At 36.4% G+C, this 13462-nt stretch carries 10 protein-coding genes; all 10 read right to left on the reverse strand.

The features are described 5' to 3' along the window. Positions 1 to 340: 340 nt before the first annotated feature. Positions 341 to 2503 carry a bi-domain-containing oxidoreductase gene (locus tag ADICYQ_RS15115; RefSeq protein WP_020889539.1) on the reverse strand — a complete coding sequence of 721 codons (2163 nt, stop codon included), beginning with the start codon at positions 2501 to 2503 and terminating at the stop codon, positions 341 to 343. A gap of 27 nt (positions 2504 to 2530) precedes the next feature. Next, positions 2531 to 3538: a glycosyltransferase family protein gene (locus ADICYQ_RS15120; RefSeq protein ID WP_020889540.1), complete on the reverse strand. Its 1008-nt coding sequence runs from the start codon at positions 3536 to 3538 to the stop codon at positions 2531 to 2533. A 1-nt stretch (position 3539) separates the two neighbouring features. Further along, a complete protein-coding gene (locus ADICYQ_RS15125; protein WP_040416522.1) occupies positions 3540 to 4871 on the reverse strand; it encodes a glycosyltransferase in 1332 nt (443 codons plus the stop codon). A gap of 43 nt (positions 4872 to 4914) precedes the next feature. Further along, on the reverse strand, positions 4915 to 5952 hold the full coding sequence (locus tag ADICYQ_RS15130) for a hypothetical protein (protein ID WP_020889542.1): 1038 nt from the start codon (positions 5950 to 5952) through the stop codon (positions 4915 to 4917). A 36-nt stretch (positions 5953 to 5988) separates the two neighbouring features. Continuing rightward, positions 5989 to 7254, reverse strand: a complete 1266-nt coding sequence (locus ADICYQ_RS15135) for a hypothetical protein (RefSeq protein WP_020889543.1) — start codon at positions 7252 to 7254, stop codon at positions 5989 to 5991. 3 nt (positions 7255 to 7257) lie between these two features. After that, positions 7258 to 8547, reverse strand: coding sequence for a glycosyltransferase (locus ADICYQ_RS15140; protein ID WP_020889544.1), 1290 nt, complete (start codon positions 8545 to 8547; stop codon positions 7258 to 7260). Further along, positions 8535 to 8975 (reverse strand): hypothetical protein, encoded by a 441-nt coding sequence (locus ADICYQ_RS28795; RefSeq protein ID WP_020889545.1) that lies wholly within the window; start codon positions 8973 to 8975, stop codon positions 8535 to 8537. The genes ADICYQ_RS15140 and ADICYQ_RS28795 overlap by 13 nt, the downstream gene beginning before the upstream one ends. Next, positions 8956 to 9912 carry an MATE family efflux transporter gene (locus tag ADICYQ_RS15145; protein WP_020889546.1) on the reverse strand — a complete coding sequence of 319 codons (957 nt, stop codon included), beginning with the start codon at positions 9910 to 9912 and terminating at the stop codon, positions 8956 to 8958. Before ADICYQ_RS15145 ends, ADICYQ_RS28795 begins: the two co-directional genes overlap by 20 nt. A 37-nt stretch (positions 9913 to 9949) precedes the next feature. Then, positions 9950 to 12316, reverse strand: coding sequence for a GumC family protein (locus ADICYQ_RS15150; protein WP_040416546.1), 2367 nt, complete (start codon positions 12314 to 12316; stop codon positions 9950 to 9952). A gap of 91 nt (positions 12317 to 12407) precedes the next feature. Next, the gene (locus ADICYQ_RS15155; RefSeq protein ID WP_020889548.1) at positions 12408 to 13208 is read right to left on the reverse strand and encodes a polysaccharide biosynthesis/export family protein; all 801 of its coding nucleotides are present in this window, start codon (positions 13206 to 13208) and stop codon (positions 12408 to 12410) included. Positions 13209 to 13462: the final 254 nt, after the last annotated feature.

Raw genomic sequence — 13462 nt, forward strand, 5'->3', positions numbered from 1 at the left:
CTTATAAGCGCACTAAATTAAAGGCATTTGTAACCTCACCCCCACACTTAGCAACTCACGGTTTGACCTAATTTAGAAAATTTAACCCGAAATAAGCTATTCCCACTCAATTCTGTAATGAAAACACTTCCTGAGAAAAGTCAGTAAATACGACGACAAACCCCAACTCAAAATTCGAGCGAATATCTTTTATTTTTAATTAAAACCTCAAAAATCTATGGATGTGCCCCCATATAGGTGACACATCCTTTGACTTTTTGAAATGAATTTAAGTCTGAAATGAATACCCACCATAAGCTTTATAAAAGCATGGCTATTCTATTTCGATTATATTATTACTTCAAGAATACACCTCTTCAAGTTTAATTTCCTGAGGCAAACCTGTAGAAAGACTGTCTAGAATTTTAAAAGTAGTCAAGGTAGTCAAGCAAATCGATTCAAAAGAAATTGGACTTTCTTTACCTTCTTTCACATTGTTCAAAAAGTGATGAACCTCTTCTAAATGCCCTTTTCCACTAGATTTCAGCTTGATTGGCTTGTTCTCTTTGTGTAAGGTTCCTGCTCTGAAATCCTGAATGATTCCTACTTTTCCTCCAGAGAACACTTCAATATTCTCTTTTGGAAGAGACTTATCACCATTGCCTACGTAAGTAAGATTACCTACAGAGCCATCACTGAATTTGATGGTTACAGCCATATTATCGGCAGAAGTTATTTGCTCATTCGAAGTATTGATCGATTCTGCATACACTTTAACAGGATCTGAATCAGTGAAATATTGCATTAAGTCAATAAAGTGGCAAATTTCTCCTACAATACGTCCTCCTCCAATTTCTGGTATCTGGGACCAATGATCCTTAGGGATAAATCCAGCGTTCACTCTTATATTAATGACAAGAGGCTCTCCTGTATTTGCAAATTCTTTCTTCAACTCTTCAGAAATTGGAGCAAAGCGTCTGTTAAATCCTACCATCAATGACTTATCGGCATTCTTTTTGGCATGAACGACTTCCTTCAGCTGTTCCATATTCATAGCCAAAGGTTTTTCTACAAAAACATTTTTACCCGCTTTAAGGCTGTCTATCACATACGGTGCATGAGACACATGGGGAGTAGCTATAAAGACGGTATTAATTTCCTTTTTATTGAAAATATCCTTTGCGTCTGAGGAGCAGAAATTGAATTTGAATTTATCTGAAACACTTTTAGCGGTTATTCCTTTGGAGGTAACTACTCCATCTAAAGAACCACCCCACGATTTCACATTTGGTATCAGGTAACTTTGAGCGAAACTCCCAGCACCAATAAATCCTGCATTTATCTCATTTAAAGGCTCGTTATTAACCTTCGTTATAGATTGGAATTTGGTAGCTGATTCCTGGTATTTAAGGAGTATCCCGATGTGTGGCTCTTGAACCTTACCCATGACGATATCGTAAGCCTTTTCAGCTTCATCAATATCGAACAAGTGAGTAATCAAAGGTTTGATGTTAATAGCCTTGGCAGCAATAAGGTCTAAAAAGGCTTCCATATTCCTTTGCTCCGTCCAGCGGACATAGGCAAAAGGATAATCTTTCCCTAATTCCTCATAATCGACATCATACCTACCTGGTCCATAGGAACATGAGATTTTTAGTTCCAACTCATTTTTGTAGAAATAAGGCTCACGAGGAATGTCCATCTTCACTGCACCTACTACGATAATTGTACCTTTCTTACGGGCAATTTCAGTAGATAGTACGATAGGATCATTTGTGGGTGTTGCAGCAGTAATGATAATTGAATCAAATCCTCTACCATTAGTAAAGTTCTGGCAAGCAGCAATCAAATTTGAGTCATTTCTATGCATGGATTGCCCAGCACCAGACTCTTTTGCAAGGGCGATAAGCTTCTCAGACATGTCTATTCCAAAGACAGCACAGCCATTGGCTTTCAAAAGTTGAACAGTTATTTGCCCAAGAAGTCCTAAGCCTATAACACAAACTTTTTCACCCAATTTTGGATCTGCTTGCCTCACCCCTTGAAGAGCGATTGCACCCAAAGTGGTAAATGCAGCTTCATCAGAGCTAACATTATCTGGTATTTTTGTAACTAGATTTTGAGGCACAGAAATCACTTCTGAATGGGAAGCATAATCAGCACCAGCACAGGCAACCCTATCACCGGGTTTAAAAGTGCCATTATTATCCATAGATGCGATAACCTTTCCAGAAGTACTATACCCTAAAGCCTTTAATGAATCAAGTTTGGTCTTAACCTTTTCCATTGTGGCTTTAAAACCTTCTTTCCTGATATTTTGAATCACCTGAGCAACCAAGTCAGGTCTTTGTTTGGCTTTTCCTATTAGACTTGCCTGGGCTACTTTTACTGTACTTCTTTCAGTACCAGCACTAATCAGTGAATATTCGTTTTCAACCAATACCATACCCTCAGAAATTGCTGGTACAGGAACCTCGTCCACATAAAGCTCTCCAGTCTTAAAATTTTGAATTACTTGTTTCATTGCTTTAAAGAATAAATTAAATAATGTTTAGATACCTGTGATTTTTTCTATTTTCTCTACAAAATTATGCCAGGTGTTTTGCTTCATAAAAGTATTTCTATCCGCTTCTATTCGTGCATCAGCTGGGTCAAATTCGGATATTATCTTGGGTATTTCATTAAAATCTTTGTACGTATGCATAAAAGCCAGGTCCTCCATGTCTTTAAATGCGCCGTGATCTGGACCCAAAACAACGGCACCCATTCGGATGCTATCCACCAAAGAACCCGAGCTTATTACGGTTTGTGACTTATAAGTAAATAAAGTGAATCGAGATTGATCAGAATAAACAGCGATCTCCTCCAGACTTAGCAATTCATCCTTATAATCAGCACTTTCAGGCAATATAGAAAGAATTTTACTTTTATATTCCTGATCCGTACATCTTCCGATTATTAGTACTTTTGCATCTTTGAGCTCAGGTGTTTTTTGTAGGTAAGACAAAAAATTATCTATTCCCTTATACGGGAAAATACTTCCCCAAATAAGAAAATCATATTTCTTCTCTCCTTCACGGTAATCCCCCAACTTCTCTGTAAATGGATGGGGAATTACATGAACTTTCGCTAAAAAATTCGGATAAGCCACTGCAACAAAATCCTTCCCTGCATGAGAATGGGTAATAATATAATCTGAATGGCTCATCAGTTTATTGAACATGTCTCGAGTGACTGCATTTTCACCCTTGTGATGAGAACCTTTGTTGTGCAAAACCCATAAAATCTTTTTTGAAAACAATTTCGTCATCCCCAAAAACACACTAAAAAGTGCTTTCTGAATGCCTCCAAACTTTTTCTCTGGTATCGTTTCTGGCCAATTAAGAATGAACAAATCAGCTTTGAAAAAATGCGTAAAGAAACTAAGGATTCCACGATTAGGTGCCTTGGCATTAACTACCAAATGCTTCTTAGACAATGCTTCCTGGAAATTGAAAACATAGGGATTGGGAGATCCTATTACCTTATCTATTTTTGGATATAAAAAAATTGCTGCCATTTTAGGATGTTTTTACTTTATTGTCTAGTGCTACTAATTCAGACAGCTCATCTTTAAATTGCTTTCTCACTTTGCTGGCATCATGTCTCTCTTCCGCCAATTTTATGGCTGACTCCGATATTTTCTTCCGCAAGTCTTTATTGTTGATCAATTCCATTAAACCATTTTTCAATGCCTTAACTTCATTTTTTGTCACAACCTGTGCCCAATGGTGATCCTGCGCATAAGTTACCAAAGCGGTATCCTCAGGTGCAAATACCAGGATGGGCGTACCACAAATCATGTATTCAGATGCTTTTGTAGGCATAGAATATTTTATGAATGCATTGGCAGATGGCGTGAAGTCATAAGGAAGAAATAACATATCCGCCTCGGCAAAACGACTTGGCAAATCTTCATAGGGGACAAACCCTCTGTGAACAATGCAATTGTATTTTTCAATCCAATCTGGCTTCTTACCTACCTGAAGCACCAATTCTATAGGAGTGGTCAACTCTTTGTTCAATTCATCCAAACATTTGGCCATCGTTTCTAGAGAACTTTCTATGCCTAGCCCCATTCGCCCTGCGTACAGGATTTGAATTTTATCTCCTAAATCATATGTTCGGCGTTGACTTTTACTCCAAAATGAAAGTTCAATGGGATTATGATAGGTGGAGAAAGTAAAGCCATACCGCTCTTTATAAGCCACTGCCATCGGCTCACTTATACTAAAATGCCTGGCACAAGTAGCCAACATTTCCCTAAATTCTCTATCTACCACTTTATGCCAGTATCCTCCTATAAGACCCGATCCTGGCAATACTTCCAACCAATCATCCATCATGTGAAACACCATTGGTTTCTTAAGGTAACGTTGAACGAGTGTACAAAAGATTACCGCTTCTCTTCTTTGTGCCTGAGCATAGATGACATCAGGATTGTATTCATCAAGCCAAACTTTAAGCTCAGGGGAGAGCTGTATCGTCGAAGCCCAGTTCAAAACACCCATCCAGTTTAATGCTGGATTAATGTATTCATTAAGCAGGGTAACACGAAGAGGCGATTTCTTAATGGTTTCAATATTTTCCTTCTTCTTATCAATTTTTATAGTGCCTGAAGGGTATTTCCTTTTCATTAAACTCAGTGGAAACTTCCAGACATGCTCTTTATGTCCCAATTGATAGTATTTATCACAAATATCCAATTGCGTTTTTTCATTAAAAAGATTACCTAAGCAAACAACAGCCAGGTGATCCTTTTTCCAACCTTTGAATAGATTTGACAATGTTATCCCACCGCCGGAAACATTATTAAATGGTTGGTTAAGAATTAATACTTTAGGAAAAGGCATAAAATGATCAACTGATTAAAAATAATAAATGTGTTTTCAATGTTTAAAGCTCACCGCTTTGTAATTTGTTTAGGAAGTTATCCAACTCGGGCTTATTGCCTTCGTAATAGTCGGAATAATTGTCCATAAAAATCTGAAAAACCTTTTTCGGTGATTCTTGAAGGTCATATTCAGATTTGTATTGGATCAACTTTTCCTCTAAACCCTTTTGGCCATCATAAACCACAAAACAATCTGCAAGCTTTCCAGGACCATGTATCTGTACTTCATCATCCAACCTCCAAGCCATGGCCCAAGAGGTGTCAGGAGTAAAAACGTAAGCCCCACAACTCATACACTCAGCAATAGGTAGACCAAAAGACTCTGGAAATTGAAGAAAATAAAAAGTCGCTTTTTTATAAACATCCCTAATTTCATCGAAGGTATAAGATCCTGATAACTCAATATAAGGAATTCCTACCGCTTCAAGTGCCTTTATTTGAACATTTCGCTCTTCCTCATATCCTTCCCTATAAAAATCAATCACCGCAAGGTGCTCTTTTTTGGGTACAGGTACCAAACCAGTACTTTTCAAATAGAGTCCTATTTGACTCCAGGGCGCTTTAGGTTTACTCCTAATTTCTGTAACTTCAGATACGGACAAATGCCAATCAAATATATCCTCTTGGTGGTGTCCACCTTCAGCCAAATAGGTGACCATGGTTGGGCCATTCCCCAAATAATATACCTCATGAAAAATAAGCGGTATATCCTTTAATATTCCTTTCAATTTCACAAAGTCAAAAGAATTATTCAAAAAGGCCTTTGGGCTACATTCAACAACGACTACGGCATCGTATTTTTTCAATTTCCTCAGAAACAACTGATCCTGAATATAATGAATCAATTGATAACTTTTCCAAGAAAAATAATTGTAATTCTTCGCTACTTTAGCATAACTCAATAATCTTTTAAACACGAATAATTCATGAAAAACCTCTGACTGAACCCCTTCAGCTTGGGAAAAAAAACTGTGAAGGCAGTTGGCCAAAATTCGAGGACTTGAATAATTAGGTTTGGTAACTATCGCTATCTTTTTCATCGTAAAAACGTTACTTTTTGTCTTAACACCTTGGGATTATTCTGAAGGCTTAAAATAAGATTTCATTGTTTCCTCAGGAATACTTCGAATAAAAGGGGAATAACAGACCCCTACTCCAAACCACACCAAAAAATAATTCATAGTAAAAACCTGAACAGTAGATGGATGTGTATTTATAAGCCAAAATAATATCCATAAAGCAAATGCTTTAGTTAAATAATTTTTAGAATTGAAAAATCCTAAGAATACGGCAGGCACCAAAATCACTAACAACAGTACAAGGTTTACAACCCCTCCTTTCAGTATCATATTAAGGTAATCCGTTTCCACTGTCCCTCTATAGTTACCAGATTCCATCGTTGGACAATAATACTCTCCCCTCATTCCTCTTCCTACAATCCAGTCAAGGCCTTGCATGTCTTTGTAAAAATAGGCCTCTATACCTGAACGAGTATCGGTAACACCACGGTCTTGAAGATAATACAGTGCTTCAATTTCCACATTCAAAAAGACATATACACCACCAATTACCGCGATAAAAATCACGCCTAAAAGGATTGCTCCAGACAATAACTTTGATTTTGCACTTATAAAGTAAATATAAGCTGCAATTACCAAGCCTAACCCAGCCATTAGTAAAAGGCCTCTTCTGGCTCGGATCACACCCAATATTAAAATAACCACCGTCACAACAAAAGCAAATAGATTTTTTGTTTTGGAGTGATACATATGGGTAAAAAGAATAAACAACGCGGTTATTCCCAAAGATTTTGTAAAATACTCTACAACACTCCTATTAAGATCATCAGGTATTACTTCTGTCAATATACCTTGAAACATTATACTGAACAGAAGAAAAATAACACTGAGCAAAATTATAGCTGAAAAGAGCTTTTTATAGAGCAAAAAGCTCTTTCTAAACAATAATACGAGCGGAACCAAATAGAACATCCCTCCAAACCAAGGGTTTAGAAAGATCAACTTTAACACATCCTTATTGAAGGAGAAACCTCTGAATAAAATCACAAGTGCCCATAAAGCAAATAGGAAGAAGAATATTTTAAGGTATTCAGATTCAAATTTAGGCTTTAGCAAATAGGCCGATGAAGCAAATATGGCTACAAGTCCCAATAATTGCAGGGGCTGAAATAGCATAAAAGGCATCTCTTTCGTAGAAAGGATCGTAGAACTAGCTATGTAGGCAATAAAACCTAGCCAAAACACATTTATAGCTATCAGTTCATACCTGTCATAATGTAAAAACTGCTTTAATGAAGCATTATATTTCTCTACTTTTCCCACAAATCAATCCTTGGTGGCTTCTTTCATTAAGGCCAGGTGCTGGTTTATAATTTCACTTTTTTGAAATTCAGGTAGCAAGTACCCTTCCAATTTATTTGATAGACAATAATTCAAACCTTTAGAAAGGTCTTTTTCATCTTTGTATTTCGCCAAATACCCATTTTTAAGGTGATCGATCATATCAGGGATCCCTCCTACATCGAAACCGACAACAGCCGTCCCGCATGCAAGGCTTTCAAGAATGGTGGTCGGAAGGTTGTCGGCAAGTGATGGGGCGACAAAAACATCCGATGCATTGTAAACCAAGTTGGTGGTATAATCATCCGTGATGAAACCCATAAATTTACAAGGGAACGGAATAGATTCCTGAATCTCTTTATTTGGACCACTACCGAAAATTAGAAGACAAACATCAAGGTCCTGATAATTCTCTTTCAAATCTTTGAGTGCTTCCATAAGGTATTTCCACCCTTTATAAGGGCTGGTAATTTTATTGGCACCAAAAGAAATAACATGTTGATATTTATCAATATTCAGAATTTTCTTGGCTACTTTTTTATCAAATGGCTTAAATAAACTGGTGTCTAATGGATTAGGAATTCGAAATACAGGCTTATCCTTAAGCAATGTTCCTTCATTGGCAAGGTTAAATAACCATTTACTCGGTGCTACGAAAAATAAATTATTGTAACCATGATAAAATTTAAACTTTTCTTCAAACTGTTTATAGGAGAGGTCCTTTTCTTTATCCTCTGGAAACATTGGACAATTTCCACAGTGACTTAAAAATTTTTGACAATCAAAGCTATGAAAACAGCCCCCGGTAATGGTCCACATGTCATGCATGACCAATATCATTGGCTTGTTTAGTTTAGCGATTTTTTCTAAACCGTCTATGCTTAAAAACCCACCTAAAATCCAGTGTACATAAATGAAGTCTGCATTTTGAATCCATTCATGAGTCGTCACATCACTTCCAAAAAGTGATAGCGCAAAACCACCGGCATTTTTATCCATTTTCCTGGTATAAAAATCTTGGATTCTTTGATTCACTTTTCTAATAAGGACCCCTTTTTTACCTATCTTCTGAATTTTCGGATCACCTTTAACATTAGAGGTCAATGAAAGTACACAAGAGTCAAGGCCACGTTCCAAAAAAGCTTCATGGTACCGCAATACATAATTCCCAGAAGGACTAGAGCCATATTGCAAATGAACTACCCGTTTCTTTTTCTCACCGTTAAACAATTGATCCGAATTTTCAATAGCCTTATTACCGTCTACCTGATCCATATCCCTTTCTTTTTCTTGTAAATGATGAAATAATATTGAAGTGGGGCAATAATTATTCCATTAAAGCTGGCAATTAAGGAAGAAATAAAGAGTGCATGTACCCCCATGCCATAATAATCTATTAATAAATACGCAGATGCAACAAAAATGACTGGACTTATTAAACTTGCCCAAAATTGAATTTTCAGTGCACTAATGCCATTTAGGAAGTTCACAAAAATACTAGCAAACATAAAGGACGAGAAAAACACCAGGCCCCAGATTGACAAAGTGAAATCAATGTCCACTTGTCCTTTAAGCCAATACTTATAAACGGTATCCGAAATAAATAGCATTACGACACCTGCTAGCACAAATAAAAGTCCTATCTGAAGGTATTTTTTTGTAGCCTTTTTTATCCAACCTATATCATTTTTTAAAAAAGGCATCTGTAGAAGCCGACCAAAAGGGCGTCAAAAATATTCCAAACCCCATTCCCAATACGTTAAAGTATTTATAAACTACGTTATAAGTAGTTACCTGATAGGGCCCAAAGCTTTGTGCAATAATAATATTTGAGGTTTGGTATTGAACCAAACTTGCTATTTGAATAACAAAGAACACCAAGCCCAAACTAAACAGGTTTTTGGATTGGGAAAAGTTAACATGTGAAATGGAGGGTTTTAAATCTTTATAGCTTGTTCCGAAAAAGTAAATATTAGCTATTATCAATACAGCTACAGGCGCAACACATAGGGCCAAACCAAGATTGATGAGCGAACCATCAGTGGTTTTAACCAAAACCACAATGACCAATAGAGAAATAATTTGGCCTACAAAATTAATAAGTGATGCTTTAGCCGGCTGTTGGTCTGCAGTAACTAATGTGTGGATTATTTTCAACACAAACTGAAGACAAAAATACGTAAATACGATGATCGCAAGAATGGACAATTCCATTCTCATCTCGGAGGATGCATTTAAAATATTTACCCAATCTAAAAATGGGTTAACAAACAAAAAGACAAGCCACACCGCTGAAAAGACAATTGTCAGGACAGCATATGTCGTACTGATGTACATTCTTGCAGCCTCATTGTCACCTCTGGTTCTGGCTTCAGCAAATTTGTTTCTCAAACCATGCGTCATTCCAACATTGAAAAAGCTAAACCAGCCTACTATAGAGCTTAATGCCAACCATATACCATAGCGTGTCGGATTTATATAGTCGATGGTCAAAGGGACCATTACCAAACTAACCGCAATGCTACCCCCTTTGATAAAAATTGAACCAACAATATTCTTTTTCGCAAGAACTGTTCTTGCGTTACCTTTAATAAGGTGCTTCTTAAAATACTGATAAATGGGCGAAAACAATTTATTCATTTGTTTTGGAAAAATATAAATAACAGGCTAAAAATGATTAAGCAGTGCTTTTAGAAGACTTTTTGTCTGTGCCATAGTAACCATAAGAATAACCGTAATACCCATTTGTTTGTTTTGCGTCATTCATTACCAACGACGTATTTTTGAGCTTATTTTTGATATCAATATCCTCCATAAACAATAGGTTTTCCTTTTTGGTATAATTGTATCGAATCAAAAACAATGTCCGATCACAATACGGTGCTAGATTAAAAGCATCTGTAACCGTACCTACAGGGGCTGTATCAATGATTACGTAATCAAATCGCTCTTTTAACTCATCAATAAGCACCTTAACCTTATCTCCTAAGGTCAACTCTGCTGGATCTTCGGGAATATTACCACAGCCTATTAAATACAGCCCGTCTACCTTTTTGAAGTCAAGGATAATGTCATCAATTTTCACATCATCACTAGACAAGAAATCTGCTATCCCCAGACTGGTTTTCATCTTTACACTCTTAAGAAGGGCAGGCTTACGGAGGTCAAACTCCAAAACCACCACTTTCTTCTTGGCTATACTTAGGCTAGCCCCAAGGTTAAGGCTAAAGAAGGTTTTACCTTCTCCACTAATACTTGAAGTAACCATAAGAACCCTATCATCTTTTCCTTCCGAAACAAACTTTAAATTGGTTCTTAAAAGACGAAATTGCTCCGCTATCGGTGTCCTTCTTTTTTCAGAAATAGCTAATAATTCACCTCCATTTGGGTAGTTACTTATTTCTGACAAAATCGGTATTTGCGTGATATCCTGTACTTGAGACTTATGTATAATTTTACTATTAAGTGTATTCTTTATATAAATAAACCCGAATGGACAGATAAAACCTACAATCATTGCCATTCCAATAATCACCATTTTGTTGGGTTTCACTGGGGAACCACTTGAAGCTGCTTTGTCTATAACTCTAGCGTTAGACACCGTTGTAGTGGCCAGAGATAGATTGGATTCTTCCTTTTTGGATTGCAAATAGTTATATTGTTCTTGCTTTCTGTTTTGTTCTCTCGTTAGCTCGAGGAGTCCTCTCTCAATTTCGGGAACATTAGAAATTCTAGCATTTATTTGTGCCAGATCACTTTTCAGGTTTTGACTTTCAATTTTCAGCCCATTTTTAATATTGGCTATATTGGTTCCTATATTGTCTTTTAAAGACTCTAGCTGTCCGATGATCGTTGCCACCACTGGGTTGTTAGGCTGAACAGTTCTTAATAAACGCTGTCTTTCGTTCTGAAGACGGTTGAATTCATCTACCAGACCTGTTAGCGTTTCATCGATGATTGATAGGTTAGAAGCTACTTCAATACCCGTACTTGCTGGATCTTGCAAGTAATCTTCAAGATAATCCAACACCTCTGTCTGCGTCTTAATTTCAGAAATCTGGGTTTCAATGTCCTTACTGGTTTGAACCATAAGGGAATTTTCTGTTCCCATATCTGAGATATTATTCAATCTCCTATATTCCTCAACCTTTCTCTCGGTATTATTCAAATCCCTCATTAAGGTGTCTAACTGGGAATTAATGAAATCAATCGTATTACTAGCAGTAACGTTCTTTTCTTTTACTGCCGCAAGGTTATACTCTTCTATTAACTTATTAAGGATCTCTTCTCCTTTTTTCGGCACTGCATCAACCAATGAAATATTGAACACAGAGGCAAACCTTTGTGAAAGATTTACTTGAATCCTCCCTCTATACATTCCTGCTACCTGGTCTTTATTTTTAAAATAAATATGAAGTAGTTCCGGCATTTCGCCTACATATGATTCAGCTTTATCAATTTTGATCTCGCCATACCAGTTGTCAATAAGTTCTCCGTACTTGTATACCTTTTCATTGTCATTTTTCTGAAGCAAAATAAGGTAATCGTCAAATAATTTAACGGTAACTCTAACCTCCTCAGGATATTGGCCAACATTTGGCTTCTTTAGTAATGTTTTTACAGATACAGGCACATCTTCGCCATACAATTCCTTCATCCGGGAATACTTATCCTCTGTATAATAGAAATAGTCTAATGGCAATTCCTCTATTGCATCTCTCATCAAACTGTAAGAGCCAAGAATCTCCATCTCATTTTCCACAAGTTTATTGGATTCATATGCTTCCAACTCGCTATAAACAGTGTTTTGAGCAAAATCAGAGCCTCCATCTACCTTAATAAGGATTGAGCTGGAAACACTGTACAATGGGGTGGAAAAAAATATGTAAGCGAAAGCCAAACCCAGAAATAAAATAATGGATAGCACAAATAACCACCAAAATTTCACATAGCTTAAAATTATTAATTTAAAATCCATAGGTCTTGCGTCTTGGTCTATAAATCCATCCAGTAATAGGTCAGATAAAATATCAGATTTTTTCATAAGGTTCATTATTTGAACCAATGGTTTATAACCAGGTTAACTAATTTAATTATTCTATTAAAAAAGCTCATTCAAGCTTTGTTCACTCTTTCTACTCGTTAAAAATATAACGCAAATTGAACATCAATGAAACGCCGAATGATACTAAAATACTCAAAACTGTCAGCGATCGCTGATTAGTACTGGCCTGAACAGACTTGATTTTATCAGGCTCTACATACAAAACATCGTTTTGTTGCAACATGAAATAGGGTGAATTCAAAATTGCCTTGTCATTTAAGTTCAATCTTACAGCTTTCCTGGTGCCATTTTGGTCTCGAATCAATAATACATTCTCTCTTTTGCCATATTGAGTCATGTCTCCTGCAAGCCCCAAAGCCTCCAGGACACTGATTCTGTCAGTTGAGAGCGTAAAAGTATTTGGATTAGTAACTTCCCCAATTACGGTGATTTTAAAATTCAAATATTGAATATTGATAATTGGATCCTTGACATACTCTTCAAGTATCTCAGTCATTTTATTATTGGCCTCTTCTCTGGTGAAGCCTGCAATATCAATTTTACCTACAACAGGAAAATTGATTTGTCCACTTTTATCCACAAGGTATCCTTCATTTACAGGTAATTGCTGGGTCATCATTTTATTCTGAGAATCATTAGAAATCACCCCCGAATTAAAAAGTAAATTGGATTCTGGACTTTGTGTACTAACAACGATTTTGATTAAATCCCCTGATTGGATAACTGGTTCTTCTACTTGACTAATATCCGTAGTATAACTGCTACCTGACTCTATATCACTAAAATATACCAGGTTTCTTTTCGCACATCCAAACAATCCTGAAAAGAGCAAAATAATAGCCAAACTATAGAATAATTTATTGTTTTTCATTTTAAATAAAACTGTTTAATCGATTTAACCTGCTGAATGATCAATTTGGGAAAAAAGTAAAAATTATTATTGTTCAATATTTCTTTAAACACCCCGCAAGTTACTTAATTATCAGAACAATAAGAACTGAGATGAATAAATTTAATTGAATAAAATTTGGTTGCATTGAACCAAACACCTACCTGACGCTTTAAAAAAACACTGAATTTCTTACCTTTTCAGTTCATCAACATCGATGTATTTTAAGATACAAT

Source organism: Cyclobacterium qasimii M12-11B (assembly GCF_000427295.1).
GTDB lineage: Bacteria > Bacteroidota > Bacteroidia > Cytophagales > Cyclobacteriaceae > Cyclobacterium > Cyclobacterium qasimii.